A 24,531-nucleotide genomic window follows, 5' to 3' on the forward strand; every position below is an offset into this window, starting at 1 on the left:
GCCCGCATTTTTGCGTCACCAGGCCGATGGAAAACGGCGTGTCGGGCCCATTCCCCCGGTAAAACCGGTGCGGCGCTGCTGGACAAAATGGCGTCGGTTGCAGACGGCGAGGCGGCCGGTAAAAGCCCGATGATGCTGGCAATTCAAGGCGGCCCTGCTTGAGCCTAGCAGCTACCCCGCCGTGCGCATGGCGCGCACAGACAAGCCCAGCAAGAGGTGATTCGGTAATGGCCATCAGCGTGTTCGACCTGTTCAAGATCGGTGTCGGGCCTTCCAGCTCCCACACCGTCGGCCCCATGCGTGCTGGCGCCCTGTTTGTCCAAGGGCTGCGCGAGCGCGGCGAGTTGGAACGGGTACGGCGGGTCGAGGTGCGCCTGTATGGCTCGCTGTCGGCCACCGGCGTCGGCCACGGCACCGACAACGCCACCATCATGGGGCTGATGGGGGAATGGCCAGACGCCATTGACCCGACCCAGATCGTGCCGCGCATCGCCGACCTGCGCGAAACCAATACCCTCAAGCTGGACGGGCGCCTGCCTGTCGAGTTCGTGTGGGCGCGCGACATGCTGTTGCTGGACGAGAACCTGCCCTACCACCCCAACGCCATGACCTTGATTGCCGAAGGCGAGCAGGGCGAGTTACACCGAGACACCTATTACTCGGTGGGTGGCGGCTTTGTGGTGGATGCCGCGCAGGCCGCCAGTGGTGTGCTGGATGCCGACCAGACGGTGCTGCCGTACGATTTCAACAGCGCCGCCGAGCTGCTGCAGCTGTGCAAGCAAAACGACCTCAGCGTGTCGCAATTGATGATGGCCAACGAAAAGGTCTGGCGCAGTGAAGAAGAGATTCACGCCGGCTTGCGCAAGCTCTGGCAAGCCATGCAGGAATGCGTCAACAACGGCCTGAAATACGAGGGCACGTTGCCCGGTGGGCTCAATGTGCGCCGCCGCGCCGCCAAACTGCACCGCAGCCTGCAGGAAATCGGCAAGCCTAACGTGATCGGCTCGACCATGAGCGCCATGGAGTGGGTCAACCTGTTCGCCCTGGCTGTCAACGAAGAGAACGCTGCAGGCGGGCGCATGGTGACGGCGCCTACCAACGGCGCGGCGGGCATCATCCCGGCGGTGTTGCACTACTACATGCGCTTCAGCGATGAGGTGGACGAGTCCAGTGTTACCGATTTCTTCCTGGGCGCTGCGGCGGTCGGCATCCTGTGCAAGAAGAACGCCTCCATCTCCGGCGCCGAAGTAGGCTGCCAGGGCGAGGTCGGCTCTGCCTGCGCCATGGCCGCGGCCGGTCTTGCGCAAGTGTTGGGCGCGACCCCGGCGCAGCTGGAAAACGCCGCGGAAATTGCCCTGGAGCACAACCTGGGGCTGACCTGCGACCCGGTGGGCGGGTTGGTGCAGGTGCCGTGCATCGAGCGCAACGCGATTGCTGCGGTAAAAGCCATCAACGCGGTGCAAATGGCCCTGCGTGGCGATGGCGAGCACTTCATTTCCCTCGACCAGGTGATCCGTACCATGCGCGACACCGGGGCCGACATGCACGACAAGTACAAGGAAACCTCCCGCGGTGGCCTGGCGGTCAGTGCCATCGAGTGCTGATGTTTCAGTAGGTACCCAGGGCCTCTTGGCGGTTGAACCCGGCAAGAGGCCTTCGAGTTTCAAGGCAGCGCAAAATGCCTGCCAATGCTCCTTTATGGTGCACTCGAATCTGCCAATTGCCGGATGTCGTAATCAGTGTGGGGCTTGTCGGTGACACTAAACAGTGTCGTTTCTGGGCAACTGCCCCATGGCGTGTCACCAAACTGCTCAGCCGTTACCCGCACGGCGCCTAGCACGGCTGTTTGAGACAACTTGGCCAGCACATCCAAAGCCTATGATTTGCCTGACAAAGGGGTCGTTTTCAGGTTTTTTTGGATGGCCATTCAATTTCAGGCACGGCGTTTGCGTAGGTAATGGTCACCCACCCCCCGGCATGTGGCGGGGGCAATAACAAGAAAATGAGTGCCCGCCTGAGGCACATCCAGCATTTGTGTGAGGAGAAACCGCGATGACGTCCTACACCTCCGGGACCCCGTCCCAGAACCGCACAGCACCCCAGTCCATCGGGTTTCTTCTATTGGACAATTTCACCCTGATTTCCCTGGCTTCGGCTGTGGAGCCCCTGCGCATGGCCAACCAGCTGTCCGGCCGCGAACTGTACCGCTGGCACACGCTGACGGTCGATGGCGGCCAAGTGTGGGCCAGCGATGGTTTGCAGATTACCCCGGACGCGGCCATGCACAGCGCCCCTGCGATCGACACCGTTATTGTCTGCGGTGGTGTAGGCATTCAGCGCACCGTTACCCGCGAGCACGTGACCTGGCTGCAAGCCCAGGCGCGTCAGTCGCGGCGCCTGGGTGCCGTGTGCACGGGCAGCTGGGCCTTGGCCTGCGCCGGCCTGCTCGACGGCTTTGATTGCAGCGTGCACTGGGAATGCCTGGCCGCCATGCAGGAGGCCTACCCGCGGGTCAACATGAGTACCCGCCTGTTCACCCTCGACCGCAACCGCTTCACCAGCTCTGGCGGCACCGCGCCGCTGGACATGATGCTGCACCTGATCAGCCGCGACCACGGCCGTGAGCTGTCGGCGGCCATTTCCGAAATGTTCGTCTACGAGCGCATTCGCAACGAGCAGGATCACCAGCGCGTGCCGCTCAAGCACATGCTCGGCACCAACCAGCCGAAACTGCAGGAAATCGTCGCGCTGATGGAAGCCAACCTGGAAGAGCCGATCGACCTGGACGAGTTGGCGGTGTATGTGTCGGTGTCGCGGCGCCAGCTCGAGCGGTTGTTCCAGAAGTACCTGCACTGCTCGCCGTCGCGCTACTACCTGAAGCTGCGCCTGATCCGTGCCCGGCAGCTGCTCAAACAGACACCCATGTCGATCATCGAAGTGGCATCGGTGTGCGGTTTCGTCTCCACGCCGCACTTCTCCAAATGCTACCGCGAGTACTTCGGCATTCCGCCGCGTGATGAGCGCGTGGGCTCCAACACCACGCAGCAGGTGGCAATGATGCCGATTCCGCAGGCCATGACCTTGTCGCCGCACAGCGGGCCGATGGCTGCCCTGAGCCAGGCGCGTAACGAATCGACCTTTGCCAGTGTAAGGCTCTGAAACGGCACTGGCCTTATCGCCGGCAAGCCAGCTCCCACAGGTACTGCACCGCTTCTGAATCCGGTGCAGTACCTGGAGGAGCTGGCTTGCCGGCGATAGGGCCGTAAGGAGAAATCAGGCGCGCTTGTTGAACTGCGCCAATGCCGGCAACAACTGCTTGTCGATGGCCTGGCGTACCGCCGGCAGAATCGTCGCGCTACCGGTATACATCTGTTCCACCATTCCCTTCAGGGCCCGTGCATTGGGCTCGGTCAGCCCGCGCACCACTGCCTCGCAGGCCTGCTCGGCAGTGGCCCCGGCTGGAATGTCGAACCCACGCGCCCGCAGGTGGCCTGCCAGGTCGTCCTGATCAATCAAATCCGCATGCATCATGGCTGTTGTCCCTTTTATCGCGAAGAGAGTGCTGCTGTGATTTACGACCGATTCTGTGACGCGGGCGACAGACCCGCAACAACAGAATGCCGGCATGGCTGCCATGGCTAAGAACAGGTCGTTTACGGCTAAATCCAGCGCCTTCCCAGGCCCCACACTGAGGCCATTCACGGTACCAGGGGGTTTGGTCACCCTCGTTCATGCACAGTGGATGTTGCTCGCTCTTGGCCCCGGATGCTCACGGCTTTCCGGGGTTATTTTTTGTTTTAAACCAACTGCGTGTTCCTGCACATCCATCCACCTGGCATTTTTGTCAGGTGACAGTAAAGCTGCGCTAGTGATCTGCTGAGGGTGATGAGTATCCTCAGGAGCGGCAATGTGAAAACGGCAATCTGGAACAGGATCCTGCTGGCTTCAACGGTGATGTTTTTTGGGGGATGTTCGTCCTCTGGCCCCACCGTGACTGCAGCCACAAGTACCCCAGCCCAACTGTTCACCCTTGAACCCACCCCTACGCGCAAAGGCCTGCTAGACACGGCTAGCGGCAACCTGGCCACATTGCTGGCCGACCCTGCGAACGCAGAGTTTACGCTGGTGAAGATCAACCCGGCTCTTATCAGCCAGCAAACGCAGGATTTGGCGGTGAGCTTACCGGACGGTAAAACCGCGCAGTTTCATTTACGCGATTTCACCACCATCACACCGGGTATTGACGGTTGGGTGGGCTACAAGCATTCGTCATGGAAAGCGGCCCATGCGGCATCTGCTTCGGAGATCGAAAACGATCCGCTTTACTACCTCTCTTTGGTGCGTGAGGGGGACAAGTTGGTGGGCCGCGTAGTTGTCGAAGGGCAGCGTTATCGGCTGGATTCAATCGGCTCGGGTCAGTATGTGCTGATCAAGGTTGATGAATCCAAGCTTCCTGCGGAAGGCGAACCCCTCGTCGACCCAGCAGGGCAGGCGCGCGCTGATACCCAAGGGAAAGCTCCGCTGTCAGCGCACAGCACAATACGCGTGATGTTTCTGGCCACTAATCAACGAAGGGCCAAAAGCCCGTACTATCGGCTTGAGCTCGCCCTGGCGCTGTTCAATGCTAACCAGTACATGAAAAACAGCGACGTGCAGATCACATATGAGCTGGCCGGTTTTTTTGATGAGCCTTACGACGAAACCGGAAGAGATTACAAGCAGCAACTGGATGATATCCGTCTAGCCCAACCATTCGCGGGGAATGTCTTGCGCAGGAGGGAAGCGTTGGGAGCGGATATGGTTTCAATGTATTCTGCAGCGACTGCGCTATGCGGTAAGGCCTGGATTGCGCCAAGTAAAGCCCAGGCTCACTCGGTCATTAGTTGTACCGACTCGCTTGCTCACGAACTCGGTCATAACTTGGGCGCCGATCATAACTGGGAGGAAGGCAAGGGCGAGGGCAGTCCGCCCTATAAGTTTGGCTATCGCTATACAGGAACGCCCAGGTTCAGCACGCAGATGTCGTATGGATGCTCGCCAGCGTGCCCGAGGGTTGCGTACCACTCAAACCCTCGGCTGACGTACCAGGGCATTCCTCTTGGGACTGAGGCACATCATGATGTCGCGCGCCTCTTTAACGAAGCCAGGGAAAAGGTAGAGAACTTCTATCCCGTGCCGCTTGCGCCACCTATGGAGTTGGAATTTTACCCCGAAAAGAATTTTTCTGGGCGCCATTGCAGCCTAGAGTTTCTCCCCAATGACATACGCCCCAACTGCAATGAAGTACATTCGGTTAAAGTTAAGAATTTCAAAGCTGGAATGAGGTTGTGTTTCTACGCCACCGATTTTGACTTTGCCTGTTACCGCGGTTCTTACACGGGTGCTTTTCAGGTGGCGGACCTTGATGCGTCAGGCACATTGCCTGATGGGCTGGAGCGAGAAATCCCTCCTGGTAGTACACCTTTGATCGGAAAAATTCGAAATATCGTGTACACGCTGGACACGTCCGTAACCATTCAACTTTATTCTCTTGCAGACTATCGAGGTGATACCTGCACATTCCGCCTGTCCCATGGCTATGTGCGCAAGATTTCAGACTTTCCAGGATGCGATGCAGTAGCCAGCGGAAAATCACGCTCCGCGAAGGTGTACGCTTTCCCCGGTGGCAACTCCAAGCTTTGTTTCCTTAACACCGACGACCGTCGAAGTCTTTGCTTCACAGGGAGCTATCAGGGCAACTTCCAGATCAGAAATTGGGACGTGGGCAGTGATTTGCCGCAGGGGCTTGTTCGCACGCATGCAGGGGGTGGTTACATGAACGGCTCCGTGCACCGTGTTTCCTTCGGCAGGCAATAGCCCTGGTTGGATCCCCGCTGCTTGAAGGTCGTACCAGTGCAGACGGAATCAATTAGTAACCCGTCTGCGCTGGTTTGGCAGCTGCTGCCGTTCAAGATAACGTGATTTGGCGGCCTACGAAGCAAGCTGCCATCTGGTCGCGTTGGTCATGAAGCAGCTCTTGGAGTATCTGAATACTTATTGGGCTCAACGGTGCCGCTTTAGGCCCTGCCAGGTCGACGTGCAGCAGCATCTGCTCGCTAGCCGCCAATACTCCGTCGAATCCCTTCCTATGCAGGCTGTGGTAGATGTGTAGGCGCTTTTGATCAAAACCGATGATCTGCGTCTGCACCCACACCTCGGTGCCAAGCTTCACTTCATGCAGGTAGTTGATATGCGCCTCCAGGGTGAACAGCGAATGCCCACTCTGCCCTCGGCTGTCGGCATCAAGGCCGATGCGCTCCATCAGCGCATCGGTGGCGTAGCTGAAAATCAGCAGGTAAAAGGCATCGCGCAGGTGCCCGTTGTAGTCCACCCAGTCCTCCTGGACCGGGGTGCGGTAGGTGATCAGTGCGGGCATTGTGGGCTCCTCATTCGCCGAACGACATGCCGTGCTTTTGCTTGCTGCTCTTTACGGCTTCAAGCACTGCAAGCAGGGTGTCATCACGATAGCGTTCCAGGGCGGCAATGCTGCGTTCACCCAGTTGCGCCGAGGTGCCGTCCACCACATCGTCAATCAGCTTGTCGGTCAGTTCCGGTGCGGGCAGGTAGGTCCACGGCAGTTTCAGCGCCGGGCCGAACTGCGACATGAAGTGGCGCATGCCTGCATCGCCACCGGCCAGGGTGTAGGTGAGGAAGGTGCCCATGAACGACCAGCGCAGGCCGGCGCCAAAGCGGATCGCGTCGTCGATTTCACCGGTGGTCGCCACGCCGTCGTTCACCAGGTGCAGGGCCTCGCGCCAGAGTGCTTCGAGCAGGCGGTCGGCAATGAAACCTGGCACTTCCTTGCGCACGTGCAGCGGGCGCATGCCCAGGGCGGTATAGATGACCTTCGCCGCCTCGATGGCTTCGGGCGCGGTACGTTTGCCACCGACGATTTCCACCAGCGGCAGCAGGTAAACCGGGTTGAACGGGTGGCCCACCACGCAGCGCTCCGGGTGCGTGGCAGACTCGTAGAACTCGCTGGGCAGCAGGCCGGAAGTGCTGGAGCCGATGATGGCCTCGGGCTTGGCCGCGGCGCTTATTTTTGCGTGCAGGTCGAGCTTCAGGTCCAGCCGCTCTGGCGCGCTTTCCTGAATGAAATCGGCATCGCGTACGCATTCCTCGATGGTGGCGACGAACTTCAGGCGGGCTTGTGACGCGCCGGGCGCCAGCCCCTGCTTCTCAAGCGCTGGCCAGGCATTGGCAATACGCTTGCGCAGCGCCGGCTCCGCGCCAGGTGCAGGGTCCCAGGCGATCACGTCCAGGCCGTGGGCCAGGGCGCGGGCCACCCAGCCGCTGCCGATCACGCCGCTACCCAGCGCGGCGAAGGTCTTGATCTCGGTGATGAAGGGCATATCGAGTCCTCAGGCTAAAAGAATGCTCAGGATTGGCGCCAGTCCTTGGGGGATCGGGCGGGATCAGCGGCGCTTGAGGTTCATTTTTTCCCGGCCCTCGGCCGGGGTCAGTACACGGGCGCCAAGGCGCGAGATGATCTCCACCGCCCGTTCGACCAGCTGGCCATTGCAGGCCAGCACGCCACGGTCCAGGTACAGGTTGTCTTCCAGCCCCACCCGCACGTTGCCGCCCAGCAACACGGCCTGCGCTGCCATCGGCATCTGCATGCGCCCGATGCCGAAACCCGCCCAGGTAACATTGGCCGGCAGGTTGTCGACCATGGCTTTCATGGTGGTGGTGTCGGCCGGCGCGCCCCACGGGATGCCCAGGCATAGCTGGAACAGAGGGTCGTCCAGCAGGCCCTCCTTCATCATTTGCTTGGCGAACCACAAGTGGCCGGTGTCGAAGATTTCCAGTTCTGCCTTCACGCCCAGTTCGGTGATGCGCTTGGCGCCGGCGCGCAGTTGCGCAGGGGTGGACACGTAGATCGAGTTGCCGTCGCCAAAGTTGAGGGTGCCGCAGTCGAGGGTGCAGATTTCCGGCAACAACGCTTCCACGTGGGCCAGGCGCTCCAGCGGGCCGATCAGGTCGGTGCCGGCGCCGAACTCCAGTGGCGTTTCACCCGGGCCGATTTCCAGGTCACCCCCCATGCCGGCGGTGAGGTTGACGATGATGTCCACGTCGGCTTCACGAATGCGCTCCATGACCTCGCGGTACAGCGCCACGTCACGGCTGAAGCGGCCGGTTTGCGGGTCGCGCACGTGGCAGTGGACCACGGTGGCGCCCGCCTTGGCAGCCTCTACGGCAGCGTCGGCGATTTGCCGGGGGGTGACGGGGACAAGGTGGCTTTTCGAGGCAGTGTCGCCGGCTCCGGTAAGGGCGCAGGTGATGATGACGTCGTGGTTCATGGTGCGGTTCCTTGTGGTGTATGTGCTGGCCTTTTCGCGGGCAAGCCCGCACCCACAGGGGACCGTGATGGCCCTGCCCAGGTATGCCCTGTGGGAGCGGGTTCAGCCGCGAAGAGGCCCTGTCAGTTGGCGGTAAGCTTGAGGTTGCCCGCCGCCGGCTTGCCATCGAAGGTGGTCACCCCTTCCAGCCAGCGCGCCTTGTCATCCGGGTGGTCGTTCAGCCACTGGCGGGCCGACTCCAGCGCGTCCTTGTGGTCGAGCAGCGGCTGCATCATGCGGCTCTCGTCCTCGGCGCTGAATTTCAGGTTGGCCAGCAGGCGATTGGCGTTGGGGCAGCGTTCGGCGTAGTCCGGCGCGGTCACCGTCCACACCGTGGCACGGCCTTCGTCGGGGCCGAGGGCGTCCTGGCTGTCACCCAGGTAGGCCATGTCGATGTTCACGTTCATCGGGTGCGGTGCCCAGCCGAAGAACACCACGGCTTCCTTGCGCCGCACGGCGCGGTCGACCGCGGCGAGCATGCCCGCTTCGCTGGACTCGACCAGCTGGAACTTGCCCAGGCCAAACTGGTTCTTGGTGATCATGGCCTTGATCTGCGTATTGGCCCCCGAGCCTGGCTCGATGCCATAGATCTTGCCGCCCAGTTCCTTTTCGAACTTGTGGATATCGGCAAAGGTTTTCAGGCCCTTGTCATACAGGTATTTCGGCACGGCGAGGGTGGCGCGGGCGTCTTCCAGGCTTGGCTTGTCGAGCACTTTGACCTGCCCGGCGTCGACGAACGGGGTGATGGTCTGGGTCATGATCGGGTTCCAGTAACCCAGGAACATGTCCAGGCGCTTGTCGCGGATGCCGGCAAAAATGATCTGCTGCGAAGCGCTGGTCTGTTTGGTCTGGTAGCCCAGGCCATCGAGCAGCACCTGAGCCATGGCGCTGGTGGCAATGACGTCGGTCCAGTTGACCACGCCCAGGCGGACGTTCTTGCAGGCCGCGGGTTCGGCGGCCAACAGTGGGGAAGTGGCGATGCTGCTCAGGGCAAGGGTCAACAGGCTGCGGCGGATCAAGCTGTGCATGGTGGCTCTCCATCGGCAGGGCATATTGTTATGGGGTTCGGTCTCTCTGGGCCGTGTGAATACGCTACGCTGGCGCCATCTTGCCCAAGCGCACGCTAGCGACAGGAATTAGCACCTGGGCGACCAGTTTCTGTGGAGGGGGATGATGGAGACGATTGCCTTTCTGTTGGTGCCCGGTTTTTCCGCCATGGGGTTCATTTCTGCGGTGGAACCACTGCGGGTAGCCAATCGTTTTGGCGGGCCGTTGTACCGGTGGCAGGTGCTGAGCCTGAACGGTGAGGCGGTGCTGGCGAGCAATGGCATGTCCATCAATGCCGATGCCGCTCTGGGGGAGGGCGAGCCGCCCGACATCCTGCTGGTGGTTGCGGGCTTCGAACCACTTGCCCATGTCGCGCCCAAACTGTTGCATGCGCTGCGCCGGCTCAACCATGACGCTGTCATGCTTGGGGGTATCGACACCGGTGCGATGGTGTTGGCCGAGGCGGGGCTGCTCGAGGGTTACCGGGCGACGTTGCATTGGGAGGCGCTGGAGGCCTTCAAGGAACGCTATCCAGGTCTTCAGGCCACCCAGGAGCTGTTCGAGATTGACCGCAGCCGCATCACCTGCGCAGGCGGAACGGCCTCGATCGATCTGATGCTGTACTTGATTGCCCAGGCTCATGGCAGCGAACTGGCGGTGAAAGTGTCCGAACAGTTCGTGCTGGGGCGTATCCGTCAGCGCCAGGACCACCAGCGCATGCAGATCGGCGCGCGTTACGGCATCAGTAACAAGAAGCTGATCCATGCCATTGGCGAAATGGAAAAACACTTCGAGCCACCACTGACCACGCTGGATCTGGCAGCCGCGATCAAGGTCACGAGGCGTCAACTGGAGCGGTTGTTTCGCATACACCTGGATACCACACCCAGCAGTTTCTATCTCGCGTTACGGCTGGACAAGGCGCGTCAGCTGTTGGCCCAGACCGACATGTCGGTGACCCAGGTCAGCATTGCGTGCGGGTTTGAACTTCCATCGTATTTTACGCGGCGCTACAAGCTGAAGTTTGGGCGGTGCCCGCGGGAGGAACGTCGGCCGGGCGGCCCCAAATGAGCGTCACTCAAGCTCGCGCTCGAGAATCGCCCTCAGTTTTTCCCGGTTGCTCGCTTGCAGGTCCTTGCGAAGCGGGGCAAAACCTTCTGCATTGAAGCGTGCACCCAGATGGTCGAATGTCAGGTTCAACTTTCGGGTGGGCTCGACCGGGTCGGTAACGCAGTAGGTATAAAACAGGATCGCCACCGGAACCTGGTCACCTTCATGGTCCATTTCGATACTTAGATGTGAAGAAGCGTTCATGACGGTGAATTTACGTGCACCCGCCGACTGCAGGGCGTTTTGAATATTTTCTTCCAGGCTTTTGAACCATGGCCCTTTGGCGCGCGGTGGCGGTAGAAAGCCATTGTATACATCGCTGAGCGCAAGCAAGTGCGGCTCATACACAATGGTTTTGTGTGTATGTTCACACAGGCTGAATTTCAATGATTTCAAGGTGGCGAGGGCGTGCGCGAACCATTGCCGAGGCTGGGTCTCCATCGAGTAGCTTTCATTGGCCAATGCTTGTGAATGACGCAGGCATAGCTGCAAATCTTCCCATGTCTCGAGTGTCAGCCAGGGGGCAGGCTTTATTCTTAGCCGCTCCTCGAATATTCGGGTGTCCAGGCTTGTATCGCTCATGTGGCATTGTTCCTCGATGGCTGCACATGACCAGAACCGGGTACCAGCACCTTCTGGTACCCGGCCTCGCTCATCAGCTAGTGAAAAACTCGCCCAGGTCTTTTTTGACTTTCTCGTTCACAAGTTCCCGCGCAGCGTCGAAGTGACGAACGCTGAACGTGCCTTGTTGCGAAGCGCGGTAGACGCGGGTAGACGTTTTGTCGACCTTGCGGGTCAGGGCGCCCTCACGCTCGATCTTCGAGTCGTAGCTGGCCTGGAAGCTGGTCATGTACATGGCGGGCAGGCCTTGTGGCGTCATTTCGCACTGGGCTACCACGAAGTTGCTCGATTTGCCGGATTCGCTATGGCTGTGCTTTTCCAGGTGTGCCTTGACTTCCGGCTTCTGCACGACAACCTGCAGAGCACGCCTGGCGCAGGCGGCGCGGCGAGGGTCCGCGGCAACGCTGATGGTGACGGACTTGGTGATCAGATCTGCCAGGGTCAGGTTGTCCTCATCAATGGCATCTTCGGCATGTGCAGTACCTGTCATGGTCCAGCCGAATTTGATCAGGCCATCGTTGTAGAAGTTGTACCACTCGCGCTGCTGGGTTTCCTTGTTGAACTTCTTGTTGGCCAGTGCGGTCATCAAGCCCAGGCCGGACAGGATGTCTTGGGCAACGTCGGCAGGCACATTGTTAGCGAAAACGCAGATGGCCTGGCCGGTAGCGGCAACGCGCTCCTGGCCCTCTTTGCGGATTTTTTCCATTTCAACTTTGATGTCAGCCACTTTGTAATTCCTTGATAGTTTTGAATTTCAAGACACACATGCTGAGCACGTGGTCGGAGGGCACTATCGAGCAATGACGCACGGGGCATCAGCGGCATGTTGTTCCTCGGGCGTTGGTCCTTCTCTGGTGCTGATCAATCTTCGGGGGCTGGTTCGTCACCGTCTTGCAGGCCCAGGCTGCGCAGGTATTCCGCCCGCTCATCGCTGCGCTGTGCAATGCAGCTGTTCCAGGCGGTCTGGTAGGCCTTGCTGCCTGGCTGTTCAGCGTGGGTTTCGACCTTGCAATCTGCATCACGCAGTTGACGCCAGAGTTGCTCGGCTGCCTCTATTCGCGACATCAGGCCGGCTTCGTCGCCGAACTGGTCACGCATGCGCGCGGCGAGTTCGTCGTAGGCCGACTGCAGCTCACGCTCGGCGACCTGCTTGTTGAATGCTGCACAGGCGAAGGTTTGCTGGTCGGTTTCCACATTGTCGCAAGGTGTGCTTTCTTCCTCGCTGGCCTGGGCCCCGCTCACAACGGCCAGCAGCGCCAGCCATGCCATTGATTTCATCCTTTTTCCCCTCACCTGGCTGTCGAATCGCAGGGATTCTCGCTCAGCCTGCGCTCTGGTGGTAGCTACCTGACCAAATGTTCATGAAGTGGCCGCAAATGCCGTTGTCGAGACTGTCTCGCATCGCCAGCCCGCGCGCCAGATGCCCTGTTGTCGCGCATTGACGCTTTCGGCAAACCCCCTGTCGTTTTTGCATCGGGGCGCCTTTGGGCACAGGCATATGCTGGCCCCAAAGCGCCGGCACAAGGTTTGGCGCCAACCCATTCGATAAAAGGGGACAGCCTGATGAGCCCAGCCGAACTTCACGCCGACAGTATCGTCATTGACGGCCTGATCATTGCCAAGTGGAACCGCGAGCTGTTCGAGGACATGCGCAAAGGCGGGCTCACTGCGGCCAACTGCACGGTATCGGTGTGGGAAGGGTTCAAGGCAACCGTCGACCAGATCGCCGCCAGCCAGAAGCTGATCCGCGACAACAGCGACCTGGTAATGCCGGTGCGCACTACCGCCGACATCCGCAAGGCCAAGGAACTGGGCAAGACCGGCATTCTCTTCGGCTTCCAGAACGCCCACGCCTTCGAAGACCAGATCGCCTACGTCGACGTGTTCAAGCAGCTGGGCGTTGGCATCGTGCAGATGTGCTACAACACCCAGAACCTGGTGGGCACCGGTTGCTACGAGCGCGACGGCGGCCTGTCGGGCTTTGGTCGCGAGATCGTCGCCGAAATGAACCGCGTCGGCATCATGTGCGACCTGTCCCACGTCGGCTCCAAAACGTCCGAAGAAGTCATCCTCGAATCGAAAAAGCCGGTGTGCTATTCGCACTGCCTGCCATCGGGCCTCAAGGAGCACCCGCGCAACAAGTCCGACGCCGAGCTGAAGTTCATCGCCGACCACGGCGGCTTCGTTGGCGTGACCATGTTCGCCCCGTTCCTGGCCAAGGGTATCGATTCGACCATCGACGACTACGCCGAAGCCATCGAGTACACCATGAACATCGTGGGTGAAGACGCGATCGGCATCGGTACCGACTTTACCCAAGGCCACGGCCAGGACTTTTTCGAGTACCTGACCCACGACAAGGGTTACGCCCGCCGCCTGACCAACTTCGGCAAGATCATCAACCCGCTGGGTATCCGTACCGTGGGTGAATTCCCCAACCTCACCGAAACCTTGCTCAAGCGCGGCCACTCCGAGCGCGTGGTGCGCAAGATCATGGGCGAGAACTGGGTCAACGTCCTCAAGGACGTGTGGGGCGAATAAGCCGCTCTCCAAGCCTGAATGCCCCTGCCAGCAACGCCGGGGCACCCAAACAAAAATTTTTATGGAGTTGAGTTTCCATGGCCAAAATCGCCCCGCAATTGCCAATCGAAGTCGACAGCGAGACCGGTGTCTGGACCAGCGACGCCCTGCCGATGCTGTACGTGCCGCGCCATTTCTTCGTAAACAACCACATGGGTATCGAAGAGGTACTGGGCGCCGACAAGTACGCCGAGATTCTCTACAAGGCCGGCTACAAGTCCGCCTGGCACTGGTGTGAAAAAGAAGCCGAGTGCCATGGCCTGGAAGGCGTGGCGGTGTTCGAGCATTACATGAAGCGCCTGAGCCAGCGTGGCTGGGGCCTGTTCGAGATCCAGGACATCGACCTGGATAAAGGCACCTGCAGCGTCAAGCTCAAGCACTCTGCGTTCGTATACGTCTATGGCAAGTGCGGCCGCAAGGTCGACTACATGTTCACCGGCTGGTTCGCCGGCGCCATGGACCAGATTCTCGCTGCCCGCGGCAGCGCTATCCGCACTGTGGCCGAACAGGTCTATGGCGGGTCGGAAGAAGGCCACGAAGATGGCCTGTTCGTTACAAAGCCGTTGTAAGCCGGAGATAGCGTCATGGCATTCGAAGCAATGTTCCAGCCGATCCAGATCGGCAAACTGACCATCCGCAACCGCGTGCTCAGCACCGCGCACGCCGAGGTCTACGCCACTGACGGCGGCATGACGACCGACCGCTATGTGAAGTATTACGAAGAAAAGGCCAAGGGCGGTATCGGCCTGGCGATCTGCGGCGGTTCGTCGGTGGTGGCCATCGACAGCCCCCAGGAATGGTGGGCATCGGTCAACCTTTCCACCGACCGCATCATCCCGCACTTCCAGAACCTGGCCGACGCCATGCACAAGCATGGGGCCAAGATCATGATCCAGATTACCCACATGGGCCGTCGCTCGCGTTGGGACGGCTTCAACTGGCCGACCCTGATGTCGCCTTCGGGTATTCGCGAACCGGTGCACCGCGCCACCTGCAAGACCATCGAGGTGGAAGAGATCTGGCGGGTGATCGGTAACTACGCCCAGGCCGCGCGTCGCGCCAAAGAGGGCGGCCTGGACGGTGTCGAGCTGTCGGCAGTGCACCAGCACATGATCGACCAGTTCTGGAGCCCGCGGGTCAACAAGCGTACCGACGAATGGGGCGGCACGTTCGAGGGCCGCATGAAGTTCGGCCTGGAAGTGCTGAAGGCTGTGCGCGCCGAAGTCGGTGACGATTTCTGCGTGGGCATGCGTATCTGTGGCGACGAGTTCCACCCCGATGGCCTCAGCCACGAAGACATGAAGCAGATCGCGGCCTACTACGACGCGACCGGCATGCTCGACTTCATCGGTGTGGTCGGCTCGGGTTGCGACACCCACAACACCCTGGCCAACGTCATCCCGAACATGAGCTACCCGCCAGAGCCGTTCCTGCACCTGGCGGCCGGTATCAAGGAAGTGGTCAAGGTCCCCGTGCTGCACGCACAGAACATCAAGGACCCGAACCAGGCCACGCGCATTCTCGAAGGTGGCTACGTGGACATGGTCGGCATGACCCGTGCGCACATGGCCGACCCGCACCTGATCGCCAAGATCAAGATGGGCCAGATCGACCAGATCAAGCAGTGCGTCGGTGCCAACTACTGCATCGACCGCCAGTACCAGGGCCTGGATGTGCTGTGCATCCAGAACGCCGCCACTTCCCGTGAATACATGGGCGTGCCGCACATCATCGAGAAGACCACTGGCGTGAAGCGCAAGGTGGTGGTGGTAGGTGCCGGCCCGGCGGGCATGGAAGCGGCCCGGGTGGCCGCCGAGCGTGGCCACGATGTGACCCTGTTCGAGAAGAAGGACCAGATCGGCGGGCAGATCACCATCGCCGCCAAGGCACCGCAACGTGACCAGATTGCCGGTATTACCCGCTGGTACCAGCTGGAGCTGGCGCGCCTGAAGGTTGACTTGCGCCTGGGCACCGCCGCCGACGTGGCGACGATCCAGGACCTGCGCCCGGACGTGATCGTGCTGGCGGTAGGTGGCCACTCGTTCCTTGAGCAGAACGAACACTGGGGCGCCGCCGAAGGGCTGGTGGTCAGCAGCTGGGACGTACTCGACGGCAAGGTTGCGCCGGGCAAGAACGTGCTGGTGTACGACACCATCTGCGAGTTCACCGGCATGTCGGTGGCCGACTTCATCGCCGACAAGGGCAGCCAGGTCGAGATCGTCACCGACGACATCAAGCCGGGCGTGGCCATGGGCGGTACTACCTTCCCGACCTACTACCGCAGCATGTACCCGAAAGAAGTGATCATGACCGGCGACATGATGCTGGAAAAGGTCTACCGCGAAGGCGACAAGCTGGTGGCGGTGCTGGAGAACGAGTACACCGGCGCCAAGGAAGAGCGCGTGGTTGACCAGGTGGTGGTGGAAAACGGCGTGCGCCCTGACGAGCAGCTGTATTACGCGCTGAAGGAAGGTTCGCGCAACAAAGGCCAGATCGACGTGGAGGCGCTGTTCGCCATCAAGCCACAGCCGATCCTCAGCCAGCCGGGCGAAGGCTACCTGCTGTACCGCATCGGTGACTGCGTGGCCCAGCGCAACGTGCATGCGGCGATCTACGACGCCTTGCGCCTGTGCAAGGACTTCTGATCGCACCGTCTATCTAGAGACGGGACTGGCCCCCCTGTAGGAGCGGTCTTGTGTCGCGAAAGGGCTGCGAAGCGGCCCCAGCAATTCATCAGCGCTGAGAATGCTGGGGCCGCTTCAGGGCCCTTTCGCGACACAAGGCCGCTCCTACAGGGGTCCGCGCCGCCCTTGAGGTGGCGCAAGAATCCAGCTGTTGTGGGAGCCTCCCATGTTGAACACCCTGTTACCCATCCTGCTGTTCGCTGCCCTTGGCCTGGCAGTGCTCGGCGCCTTGCGCCGGGTGCGTATGTGGCGACGTGGCCGGGCCTCCAAGGTCGACCTGATCGGCGGCCTGCTGGCCATGCCGCGCCGCTACCTGGTGGACCTGCACCATGTGGTCGAGCGCGACAAGTACATGTCCAAGACCCACGTGGCCACCGCAGGCGGCTTCGTGCTGTCGGCCGTGCTGGCGATCCTGGTGCACGGCTTTGGCCTGCAGAGCAAGATCCTTGGTTACGCGCTGCTGGTCGCCACGGTGATCATGTTCAGCGGTGCCATTTTTGTCTTCAAGCGCCGTCTCAACCCGCCTTCGCGCCTGTCCAAGGGCCCGTGGATGCGCCTGCCCAAGAGCCTGCTGGCGTTTGCCGTGAGCTTCTTCATCGCCACCCTGCCGGTTGCTGGCATCCTGCCGGCCAACACCGGTGGCTGGGTGATGGTCGGCATCCTTGGCCTGGGCGTGCTGTGGGGCGTGTCCGAGCTGTTCTTCGGCATGACCTGGGGCGGCCCGATGAAGCACGCCTTCGCCGGTGCCCTGCACCTGGCCTGGCACCGCCGCGCCGAACGCTTTGGCGGTGGCCGCTCCACCGGCCTCAAGCCGCTGGACCTGGAAGACCCCAACGCGCCGCTGGGCGTGGAAAAACCGGTGGACTTCACCTGGAACCAGTTGCTTGGCTTCGATGCCTGCGTGCAGTGCGGCAAATGTGAAGCCATGTGCCCGGCCTTTGCCGCCGGCCAGCCGTTGAACCCGAAAAAGCTCATCCAGGACATGGTCATCGGCCTGGCCGGTGGCACCGACGCCCAGTTCGCCGGCAGCCCGTACCCTGGCAAGCCGATTGGCGAGCACGGCGGCAGCCCGCACCAGCCAATCGTCAATGGCCTGGTCGACGCTGAAACGCTGTGGTCGTGCACCACCTGCCGTGCCTGTGTCGAAGAGTGCCCGATGATGATCGAGCACGTCGATGCCATCGTCGACATGCGCCGCCACCTCACCCTGGAGAAGGGTGCCACGCCGAACAAGGGCGCCGAGGTGCTGGACAACCTGATCGCCACCGACAACCCTGGCGGGTTCGCGCCTGGCGGGCGTATGAACTGGGCCGCCGACCTTAACCTGCAACTGCTGTCGGAGGTGAAAACCACCGAGGTGCTGTTCTGGGTGGGCGATGGCGCATTCGACATGCGCAACCAGCGCACCTTGCGCTCGTTCGTCAAAGTGCTGAAGGCCTCGGGTGTCGACTTTGCCGTGCTTGGCCTGGAAGAACGCGACAGCGGCGACGTGGCGCGCCGCCTGGGCGACGAAGCGACCTTCCAGCAACTGGCCAAGCGCAATATCCAGACCCTGGCCAAGTACAAGTTCCAGCGTATCGTCACCTGCGACCCGCACAGCTTCCATGTGTTGAAGAACGAATACGGTGCATTGGGCGGCGACTACCAGGTGCAGCACCACAGCACTTACATTGCCGAGCTGATCGCCGCCAACAAGCTGAATTTGGGCCAGCACAAGGGTGGCAGTGTCACCTACCACGACCCGTGCTACCTGGGCCGTTACAACGGCGAGTACGAAGCCCCGCGTGCGGTGCTCAAGGCGCTGGGTATCGAAGTGCGCGAAATGGAGCGCTCGGGCTTCCGTTCCCGGTGCTGTGGCGGTGGCGGCGGTGCGCCGATCACCGACATCCCCGGCAAGCAGCGTATTCCGGACATGCGCATGGACGACATCCGCGAAACCAAGGCTGAGCTGGTAGCCGTGGGTTGCCCACAGTGCACTGCCATGCTCGAAGGCGTGGTCGAACCGCGCCCACAGATCAAGGACCTGGCCGAGCTGGTGGCTGATGTGTTGATCGAAGAAGACGCGCCTGCCGCCGCCAAGCCGCAAGCGGCCAAACGTGAACCTGCGGAGGTGCACTGATGAGCGACATTGTCCGCCGCGACCCACGCGCCGAGTGGATCGCCCGTAACCGTCTGCATCCGCTGCATGCTGCGATGCAGACGCAACAGACCAGCTGGATGGGCCCCAACGGCATCATCCGCAAGAACCCACATGCGCTCGCCGCAGGCTTTGTGGGCCCGGCCGGCCTCAAGCGTATCGACCGCAGTGGCGCCCAGCAGGGCACGGCTGTGGGCGGCCGACGCACCGCGGCGGCCGAGGTCAAGTTGCCGCTGCACCAGGTGCCTGAGCCGGCGTTCTACATTGCCGTAGTGCCAGACATGGTCGGCAGCCGCCTGAGCAGCCACGACCGCGACCTGCTCGGGTTGGCCCATAGCCTGGCCGGCAGCGACGGCGCCGTGCTGGCAGTGGTGTTTGGCGAACACAAGGAAAGCAACTTTTCCACAGCCGGTGTCGATCGCCTGCTGGTGCTCGAAGGCGAGGAATTTGCAGGTTATGCGCCGGAGCAACTGGTGCAGGGCCTGCGCGCTGTGGATAACCAGTTCAATCCGCGCCACTGGCTGCTGCCCGACAGCCGCAGCGGTGGCGGCGAGCTGGGCCGGCGCCTGGGTGCGTCCCTCGGCGAGCGCCCGGCGACGCGGGTCTGGCAGGTCAAGGACGGCCAGTGCATTGGCCGTGCCGGTGCCGGCCAGCAAGACCTGCAACGCGCCGTGCCACGGCTTATCCTGGCGGCGGCCGAGTGTGCCGAGCCGGTCAGCGAAACCCGCCATGAAGCGTTGCCGGTGGAGTTGTCCACAAGCATCGCGCGCAGCCTGTCGCGCATCGAGGACCTTGGCTCGGTGGCTGTAGACCCGGCCACCATCGCCATGGCCGAAGCCGAGTTCATCGTATCGGGCGGCAACGGCGTCAAGGACTGGGACCTGTACCATAAAGCCACTGCCGCCCTCGGTGCGACCGAAGGCGCCTCGCGGGTGGCGGTGGACGATGGCTTCATGCCGCGCAACCGTCAGGTGGGTGCCACCGGTACCTGGGTCACTGCACGGGTTTACGTGGCTGTGGGTATCTCGGGCGCGATCCAGCACCTGCAGGGCATCGGTGCCTGCGACAAGGTGGTGGCGATCAACATGGACCCGGGCTGCGACATGATCAAACGGGCTGACCTGTCGGTAATTGGCGACAGCTCGGCGATTCTCAAGGCGTTGATCGAAGCTGTGGACAACTACCGCAGCGGCGGCCAGCGCGACGCGGCATAAGGGCACGAGCATGAGTACGAAAGTGATCAGCCTGGTTTCCATCGGTGCCCACCCCAGCTCCGGCCGCGCCCGCCGCGCCGAACAGGATGCCCGCGCCGTGGAACTGGGCTTGCAGCTGGCTGGGGATAACTTGCAGGTGGTGCATGCCGGCGACCCTCGTGAAGAAGCGCTGCGCGCCTACCTGGGCATGGGCCTTGAGCACCTGGACGTGCTGGAGCAACCGGCCGGTGCCGATGTGCTGGGCGTGCTGGGGGATTACCTGCGCGATGCCGGGGCGCAACTGGTACTGACCGGCAGCCAGGCAGAGACGGGCGAGGGGTCGGGCATGTTGCCGTTCCTGCTGGCGGAGAAGCTGGGTTGGCCGTTGATTGTAGGGCTGGCCGAGGTGGAGTCGATCGACAACGGCACCGCCCAGGTCCTGCAGGCTCTGCCACGCGGGCAGCGGCGCCGGCTGAAGGTTCGCCTGCCGCTGCTGGCGACTGTGGATAACGCCGCACCCAAGCCACGCCAGAGTGCCTTTGGCCCGGCACGCCGGGGCGTATTGGCGGCACGTAACGTGGCCATTGTCGACGACGAGCTGCTGGCCGAGGCAGAGCTGCAACCGGCCCGGCCACGGCCCAAGCGGTTGAAGGTGATCAAGGCCAAGAGCGGTGCCGATCGCATGAAGGCAGCGACGGCCAAGGCCAGTGGTGGCGGTGGCAAGGTGCTGAAGGACGTTTCGCCACAGGAAGGTGCTGAGGCCATCCTCAAGCTGCTGGTGGAAGAGGGCGTGCTGCGTTAAGGCTTCACGCGATCCCTTGTAGGAGCGGCCTTGCGTCGCGATGGGCTGCGCAGCAGCCCCGGCAATCTTGAGTCAGGCTCGAAATCCAGGGGCTGCTGCGCAGCCCATCGCGACACAAGGCCGCTCCTACAATGAATCGCGCAGGCTTGATCAGCGCTGACTCGGCTTATAAGTCATAGATGAGCCTGGCTCTATAGGGTTTTGCCCACAATCACTGTTAGCTGCTCTGTGGATAATCTGTTCGGTACTATCTGAAACCCGCGCAGGTCGTGGCTTGAGAAGAATTGATCAAAAAATAATCAAATTGAATCGGTGGCCTTCTGATTCATGATTATCAAGGCCTTGAATCGCTTATCCACAACCCAATCGCTGCGCTTTCGCGTTTTGCCCACAAACTCTGTTGGTGTTTCTGTGGGTAAGGTGTACGGAGTCTTCTGTAGCCCTACAGTCATGGCGCCTTGGTGGATTTGACCAAAAAATGATCAGCCATTTCCCCTGACATTTAGGCCAGTAGGCAAACCTTCCTGTGACCGCTACGGTATTCCTGCCAGCTCATACCTGTGGATAACCTATGGCAACTTATTTACTGACGACAGATCTACAGCGCTCGGTGTTGCCAAGTCTGCACGCTTATTCACCCTACGGCTTCCGGAAAACCAGCCCAGCACCCGTCCTGGCTTTTGGTGGCTGGCACGTACCGGTCAAAATGTAGTGAAGCGCAGAGCCGCTTTTCGGGAAGCAGCTACCAATCGGGGGATGGAGAGTGGCGCTACTCATAGCGAGTTGCCCCATTTCAGCAGGGTTGCAAACCAGCAATTCCTCTTTACAGGGGGCACTGGTACTGCAGCGCAGCTGTACGCTGCGATCTCTGGTCTGAGCCCGGCCTCTCAGACGGCAACGGATGTACTGGGCTTGTTCAATGCAGGCACTAATCTGAGCGGCGGATACTTTGGCAACTACGTGTCAGCCAGTGACCTGGTCAAGTACCTGTGGCAATACCCGAGGGAAATCCCAGGAGTAGCTCTGGAGACGGTCATGGATGTCACGATGTTGGATGAGATGCTATCTAGCGTAGGCCGCGCATTTACATATGTAGGGCGAGGGGTTGCAGCAGCTGCGGCCAGGATAAGGTCTTGGAGGACGGGCCCCTATGACGTCCCTGAATAGCAGTGATTTACAGTGATTTGGGCAAGCCTGACGCGCTCCGCCCAAAGCAGGCAGAGCGTTGTCAGGTGGCGGGTGATTCTTACTGCGCCTGCACTTCCTTCAGGTACGGCGCCGGCTCCGCTCCCAGGTTGTTCAACACCCGCTGGCTGTACCAGTCGATGAAGTTGACCACGCCAAACTCGTAAGTCTTCGAGTACGGCCCAGGCTGGTACGCGGTGGAGTTGATCCCGCGCTGGTTCTCTTCGGCCAGTCGACGGTCCTGGTCGTTGGTGGCGTCCCACACCTTGCGCATGTTTTCCGGGTTGTAGTCCACGCCTTCCACAGCGTCCTTGTGCACCAGCCATTTGGTGGTGACCATGGTTTCCTGGGCACTGATCGGCCATACGGTGAACACGATCATGTGGTCGCCCATGCAGTGGTTCCACGAGTGCGGCAGGTGCAGGATGCGCATCGAGCCCAGGTCCGGGTTCTTGATGCGACCCATCAGTTTCTGGCAGGCCTGCTTGCCGTCCATGGTCATCGACACGGTGCCCTTGAGCAGCGGCATGCGCACGATACGGTTACGCAGGCCATGGCTCTTGTGCAGGTAAGGGATCTTCTCGGCTTCCCAGGCGGCGGCAGAGGCGGCCACGTGGTCCTTGAATTCCTGGCTGGCGCGCGGGTCGTTGGTGTCGTCCCATTCCAGCAGGGTTTGCAGCAGCTCCGGGTGCGAACCGTTGCAGTGGTAGCACTCGCGGTTGTTTTCCAGTACCAGCTTCCAGTTGGCCTTTTCCATCAAGGTGGTCTGCACCGCCACCTTGGTGTTTTCCATGTCGTACGGTTCCATGTAGTGGTCCAGGGTGGCCAGGAACTCGTCGATGGCTGGCGGGTTCTGCGCCAGGCTGATGAAGATGTAGCCGCCTGCGACCTTCACGTTCACGGGCTTGAGGCCATACTGGTTCATGTCGAAGTCGGCACCCATCTCGGTGCCGGCGAACAGCAGGCGGCCGTCCAGCTCGTAGGTCCACTGGTGGTATGGGCACACCAGCTTGGCCACCTTGCCTTTTTCGCTGACGCACAGGCGTGAGCCGCGGTGGCGGCAGACGTTGTGGAAGGCATGCACCTTGCCTTCGGCACCGCGCACCACGATGATCGGATTCTTGCCGATCTGCAGGGTGATGTAGTTGCCCTTGGCCGGGATCTCGCAGGTCATGCCGGCAATCAACCATTCCTTATGGAAGATTTCCTGCATGTCGATCTGGAACAGACGCTCGTCGGTGTAGAACGGCTGGGGCAGCGAGTAGGTGCGCTCGCGGGTCTGCAGCATCTCGGCGGTAGCCTTGCGTGCAGGTTCAAGTGGATCGCCCAGGCTCAGGGTTGCGGTGACGTCCATCGTGTATTCCTCGGGGCCGTGCGCGGCCGGCAAAAGGTGGCTAATCGTTGTGGTGGTGCCGCAAGGCTGTCGTTGAAAAAACAGCATGTTGTTTTGCCGTGGAGTGTGCGTCCGAAGACGTCGTGAACCGTATCCATGGGCGACATGGCCGAATTGAATAACGACGCGCCAGGCCTTGTGCCACGGGCCTGGTCGCGATAAGCACGTCGATGTCGCAGGCAGGAATGTGCGTCGTGTTCAGCTTGCGCATTATCGCAGCCATAAAAAGGGCCATAGTCGGCCGCTGGAGATGAACATGTCCGATACCTTCCTCAATCCGGTCACTACCCAGACCTGGGCCAATGGCCGCCACATCGTGCGCTGCGTCAAGGTCATCCAGGAGACCTGGGACGTGCGCACCTTCTGCTTCATGGCCGACCAGCCAATCATGTTCTTCTTCAAGCCAGGGCAGTTCGTCACCCTGGAGCTGGAGATCGAAGGCAAGCCGGTGATGCGTTCCTATACCATCTCCAGTTCGCCATCGGTGCCGTACAGCTTCTCGATCACCGTCAAGCGCGTGCCGGGCGGGCTGGTCTCGAACTTCCTGCACGACACCATGCACGAAGGCCTCGAGGTGCCGGTGCACGGCCCTGTGGGCCTGTTCAATGCCATCGACTTCCCTTCGGGCAAGGTGCTGTACCTGTCGGGCGGCGTGGGCATTACCCCGGTGATGTCGATGGCGCGCTGGTTCTACGACACCAACGCCAATGTCGACATGGTGTTCGTGCACAGCGCCCGCTCGCCGAAGGACATCATCTACCACCGCGAGCTGGAGCAGATGGCTTCGCGTATCCCCAACTTCAGCCTGCACATCATTTGCGAAAAGCATGGCCTGGGTGAGCCGTGGGCGGGTTACCGCGGGTACCTGAACCAGCGGCTGATGGAGCTGATCGCGCCGGACTACATGGAGCGCGTGGTGTTCTGCTGCGGCCCGACGCCGTACATGAACGCGGTCAAGCGCCTGCTGGAAGCGGTCGGCTTCGACATGGCCAATTACCACGAGGAATCGTTCGGCGCCACGCCGCCAGAGGCCAAGGCCGACGCCGTGGAACACGCCGAGCAGGCGGCCGATGCCCCAGAGCTGGACGTCTCCGACCTCAACCTGGTGGAGTTCATCGGCAGCGAGAAGAGCATTCGCATTGCCCCGGGCGAGACCGTGCATGCCGCGGCAGCCAAGGTTGGCCTGATGATCCCGAAAGCCTGCGGCATGGGCATTTGCGGTACGTGCAAGGTGCTCAAGCTGGGTGGCGAAGTGGAAATGGAGCACAACGGCGGCATCACCGAAGAGGACGAAGCCGAGGGCTACATCCTGTCGTGCTGCAGCGTGCCGAAAGGGGATGTGCGGATCGATTACTGATCCGCAATTGGGGGGCTGCTGCGCAGCCCATCGCGACACAAGGC

General features: G+C 61.3%; 20 protein-coding genes. 11 read left to right on the top strand and 9 right to left on the bottom strand.

Annotated elements, in window-relative coordinates:
• The first annotated feature begins 227 nt into the window (after positions 1–227).
• Both FPB55_RS01405 and FPB55_RS01410 read left to right on the top strand, forming a co-directional pair.
• Positions 228–1,604, top strand: a complete 1,377-nt coding sequence (locus FPB55_RS01405) for an L-serine ammonia-lyase (protein WP_009682889.1) — start codon at positions 228–230, stop codon at positions 1,602–1,604.
• Between the two features lie 448 nt (positions 1,605–2,052).
• Positions 2,053–3,159, top strand: a complete 1,107-nt coding sequence (locus FPB55_RS01410; protein WP_009682890.1) for a GlxA family transcriptional regulator — start codon at positions 2,053–2,055, stop codon at positions 3,157–3,159.
• A gap of 114 nt (positions 3,160–3,273) precedes the next feature.
• Here the strand turns inward: FPB55_RS01410 and FPB55_RS01420 are convergent, their stop codons facing one another.
• A complete protein-coding gene (locus tag FPB55_RS01420) occupies positions 3,274–3,531 on the bottom strand; it encodes a hypothetical protein (RefSeq protein WP_009682891.1) in 258 nt (85 codons plus the stop codon).
• A gap of 378 nt (positions 3,532–3,909) precedes the next feature.
• On the opposite strand from FPB55_RS01420, the gene FPB55_RS01425 reads away from it, so the two are divergent.
• Positions 3,910–5,856, top strand: a complete 1,947-nt coding sequence (locus FPB55_RS01425; protein WP_238706614.1) for a reprolysin-like metallopeptidase — start codon at positions 3,910–3,912, stop codon at positions 5,854–5,856.
• Between the two features lie 91 nt (positions 5,857–5,947).
• Here FPB55_RS01425 and FPB55_RS01430 read toward each other — a convergent pair whose 3' ends face one another.
• From FPB55_RS01430 to choX, 4 genes are all read right to left on the bottom strand, one after another.
• Positions 5,948–6,415, bottom strand: coding sequence for a thioesterase family protein (locus FPB55_RS01430; protein ID WP_009682893.1), 468 nt, complete (start codon positions 6,413–6,415; stop codon positions 5,948–5,950).
• Positions 6,416–6,425: 10 nt separating this feature from the next.
• Positions 6,426–7,391 carry an L-carnitine dehydrogenase gene (locus tag FPB55_RS01435; protein WP_115293259.1) on the bottom strand — a complete coding sequence of 322 codons (966 nt, stop codon included), beginning with the start codon at positions 7,389–7,391 and terminating at the stop codon, positions 6,426–6,428.
• A gap of 63 nt (positions 7,392–7,454) precedes the next feature.
• Entirely contained in the window at positions 7,455–8,339 is an 885-nt protein-coding gene (locus FPB55_RS01440) for a 3-keto-5-aminohexanoate cleavage protein (RefSeq protein WP_115293260.1), read from the bottom strand.
• 122 nt (positions 8,340–8,461) lie between these two features.
• A complete protein-coding gene (choX, locus tag FPB55_RS01445) occupies positions 8,462–9,406 on the bottom strand; it encodes a choline ABC transporter substrate-binding protein (protein WP_115293261.1) in 945 nt (314 codons plus the stop codon).
• A 142-nt stretch (positions 9,407–9,548) separates the two neighbouring features.
• Between choX and FPB55_RS01450 the strand changes: the two genes are divergently transcribed.
• Positions 9,549–10,496, top strand: a complete 948-nt coding sequence (locus tag FPB55_RS01450) for a GlxA family transcriptional regulator (protein WP_115293262.1) — start codon at positions 9,549–9,551, stop codon at positions 10,494–10,496.
• Between the two features lie 3 nt (positions 10,497–10,499).
• Here the strand turns inward: FPB55_RS01450 and FPB55_RS01455 are convergent, their stop codons facing one another.
• The 3 genes from FPB55_RS01455 to FPB55_RS01465 form a co-directional block, all read right to left on the bottom strand.
• Entirely contained in the window at positions 10,500–11,117 is a 618-nt protein-coding gene (locus tag FPB55_RS01455; RefSeq protein WP_115293263.1) for a hypothetical protein, read from the bottom strand.
• 73 nt (positions 11,118–11,190) lie between these two features.
• Positions 11,191–11,883 carry a hypothetical protein gene (locus FPB55_RS01460; RefSeq protein ID WP_144187398.1) on the bottom strand — a complete coding sequence of 231 codons (693 nt, stop codon included), beginning with the start codon at positions 11,881–11,883 and terminating at the stop codon, positions 11,191–11,193.
• A 134-nt stretch (positions 11,884–12,017) separates the two neighbouring features.
• Positions 12,018–12,434: a lysozyme inhibitor LprI family protein gene (locus tag FPB55_RS01465; protein WP_033690412.1), complete on the bottom strand. Its 417-nt coding sequence runs from the start codon at positions 12,432–12,434 to the stop codon at positions 12,018–12,020.
• A gap of 285 nt (positions 12,435–12,719) precedes the next feature.
• On the opposite strand from FPB55_RS01465, the gene FPB55_RS01475 reads away from it, so the two are divergent.
• The 6 genes from FPB55_RS01475 (at position 12,720) to FPB55_RS01505 (ending at position 20,552) form a co-directional block, all read left to right on the top strand.
• Positions 12,720–13,697 carry a dipeptidase gene (locus FPB55_RS01475; protein WP_009682902.1) on the top strand — a complete coding sequence of 326 codons (978 nt, stop codon included), beginning with the start codon at positions 12,720–12,722 and terminating at the stop codon, positions 13,695–13,697.
• 77 nt (positions 13,698–13,774) lie between these two features.
• Positions 13,775–14,305, top strand: coding sequence for a DUF5943 domain-containing protein (locus FPB55_RS01480; protein ID WP_029886397.1), 531 nt, complete (start codon positions 13,775–13,777; stop codon positions 14,303–14,305).
• Positions 14,306–14,320: 15 nt separating this feature from the next.
• The gene (gene dgcA / locus FPB55_RS01485) at positions 14,321–16,381 is read left to right on the top strand and encodes a dimethylglycine demethylation protein DgcA (RefSeq protein WP_019096852.1); all 2,061 of its coding nucleotides are present in this window, start codon (positions 14,321–14,323) and stop codon (positions 16,379–16,381) included.
• 205 nt (positions 16,382–16,586) lie between these two features.
• On the top strand, positions 16,587–18,539 hold the full coding sequence (dgcB, locus tag FPB55_RS01495) for a dimethylglycine demethylation protein DgcB (RefSeq protein WP_009682905.1): 1,953 nt from the start codon (positions 16,587–16,589) through the stop codon (positions 18,537–18,539).
• The gene (locus FPB55_RS01500) at positions 18,539–19,771 is read left to right on the top strand and encodes an electron transfer flavoprotein subunit alpha/FixB family protein (protein ID WP_144187402.1); all 1,233 of its coding nucleotides are present in this window, start codon (positions 18,539–18,541) and stop codon (positions 19,769–19,771) included. Before dgcB ends, FPB55_RS01500 begins: the two co-directional genes overlap by 1 nt.
• 10 nt (positions 19,772–19,781) lie before the next feature.
• A complete protein-coding gene (locus FPB55_RS01505) occupies positions 19,782–20,552 on the top strand; it encodes an electron transfer flavoprotein subunit beta (protein ID WP_029886395.1) in 771 nt (256 codons plus the stop codon).
• Positions 20,553–21,798: 1,246 nt separating this feature from the next.
• Here the strand turns inward: FPB55_RS01505 and gbcA are convergent.
• A complete protein-coding gene (gene gbcA / locus FPB55_RS01510; RefSeq protein ID WP_009682910.1) occupies positions 21,799–23,091 on the bottom strand; it encodes a glycine-betaine demethylase subunit GbcA in 1,293 nt (430 codons plus the stop codon).
• Positions 23,092–23,386: 295 nt separating this feature from the next.
• On the opposite strand from gbcA, the gene gbcB reads away from it, so the two are divergent.
• Entirely contained in the window at positions 23,387–24,487 is a 1,101-nt protein-coding gene (gbcB, locus tag FPB55_RS01520) for a glycine-betaine demethylase subunit GbcB (RefSeq protein WP_009682911.1), read from the top strand.
• Positions 24,488–24,531: the final 44 nt, after the last annotated feature.

Source organism: Pseudomonas sp. BJP69, assembly GCF_007633355.1.
In the GTDB taxonomy this organism is placed as follows: Bacteria; Pseudomonadota; Gammaproteobacteria; order Pseudomonadales; family Pseudomonadaceae; genus Aquipseudomonas; species Aquipseudomonas juntendi.

Coding starts and splice junctions, on each gene's coding strand:
- FPB55_RS01405 (WP_009682889.1), top strand. CDS start 228: ATGGCCATCAGCGTGTTCGACCTGTTCAAGATCGGTGTCGGGCCTTCC.
- FPB55_RS01410 (WP_009682890.1), top strand. CDS start 2,053: ATGACGTCCTACACCTCCGGGACCCCGTCCCAGAACCGCACAGCACCC.
- FPB55_RS01420 (WP_009682891.1), bottom strand. CDS start 3,531: ATGATGCATGCGGATTTGATTGATCAGGACGACCTGGCAGGCCACCTG.
- FPB55_RS01430 (WP_009682893.1), bottom strand. CDS start 6,415: ATGCCCGCACTGATCACCTACCGCACCCCGGTCCAGGAGGACTGGGTG.
- FPB55_RS01435 (WP_115293259.1), bottom strand. CDS start 7,391: ATGCCCTTCATCACCGAGATCAAGACCTTCGCCGCGCTGGGTAGCGGC.
- FPB55_RS01440 (WP_115293260.1), bottom strand. CDS start 8,339: ATGAACCACGACGTCATCATCACCTGCGCCCTTACCGGAGCCGGCGAC.
- choX (WP_115293261.1), bottom strand. CDS start 9,406: ATGCACAGCTTGATCCGCCGCAGCCTGTTGACCCTTGCCCTGAGCAGC.
- FPB55_RS01450 (WP_115293262.1), top strand. CDS start 9,549: ATGATGGAGACGATTGCCTTTCTGTTGGTGCCCGGTTTTTCCGCCATG.
- FPB55_RS01455 (WP_115293263.1), bottom strand. CDS start 11,117: ATGAGCGATACAAGCCTGGACACCCGAATATTCGAGGAGCGGCTAAGA.
- FPB55_RS01465 (WP_033690412.1), bottom strand. CDS start 12,434: ATGAAATCAATGGCATGGCTGGCGCTGCTGGCCGTTGTGAGCGGGGCC.
- FPB55_RS01475 (WP_009682902.1), top strand. CDS start 12,720: ATGAGCCCAGCCGAACTTCACGCCGACAGTATCGTCATTGACGGCCTG.
- FPB55_RS01480 (WP_029886397.1), top strand. CDS start 13,775: ATGGCCAAAATCGCCCCGCAATTGCCAATCGAAGTCGACAGCGAGACC.
- dgcA (WP_019096852.1), top strand. CDS start 14,321: ATGGCATTCGAAGCAATGTTCCAGCCGATCCAGATCGGCAAACTGACC.
- dgcB (WP_009682905.1), top strand. CDS start 16,587: ATGTTGAACACCCTGTTACCCATCCTGCTGTTCGCTGCCCTTGGCCTG.
- FPB55_RS01500 (WP_144187402.1), top strand. CDS start 18,539: ATGAGCGACATTGTCCGCCGCGACCCACGCGCCGAGTGGATCGCCCGT.
- FPB55_RS01505 (WP_029886395.1), top strand. CDS start 19,782: ATGAGTACGAAAGTGATCAGCCTGGTTTCCATCGGTGCCCACCCCAGC.
- gbcA (WP_009682910.1), bottom strand. CDS start 23,091: ATGGACGTCACCGCAACCCTGAGCCTGGGCGATCCACTTGAACCTGCA.
- gbcB (WP_009682911.1), top strand. CDS start 23,387: ATGTCCGATACCTTCCTCAATCCGGTCACTACCCAGACCTGGGCCAAT.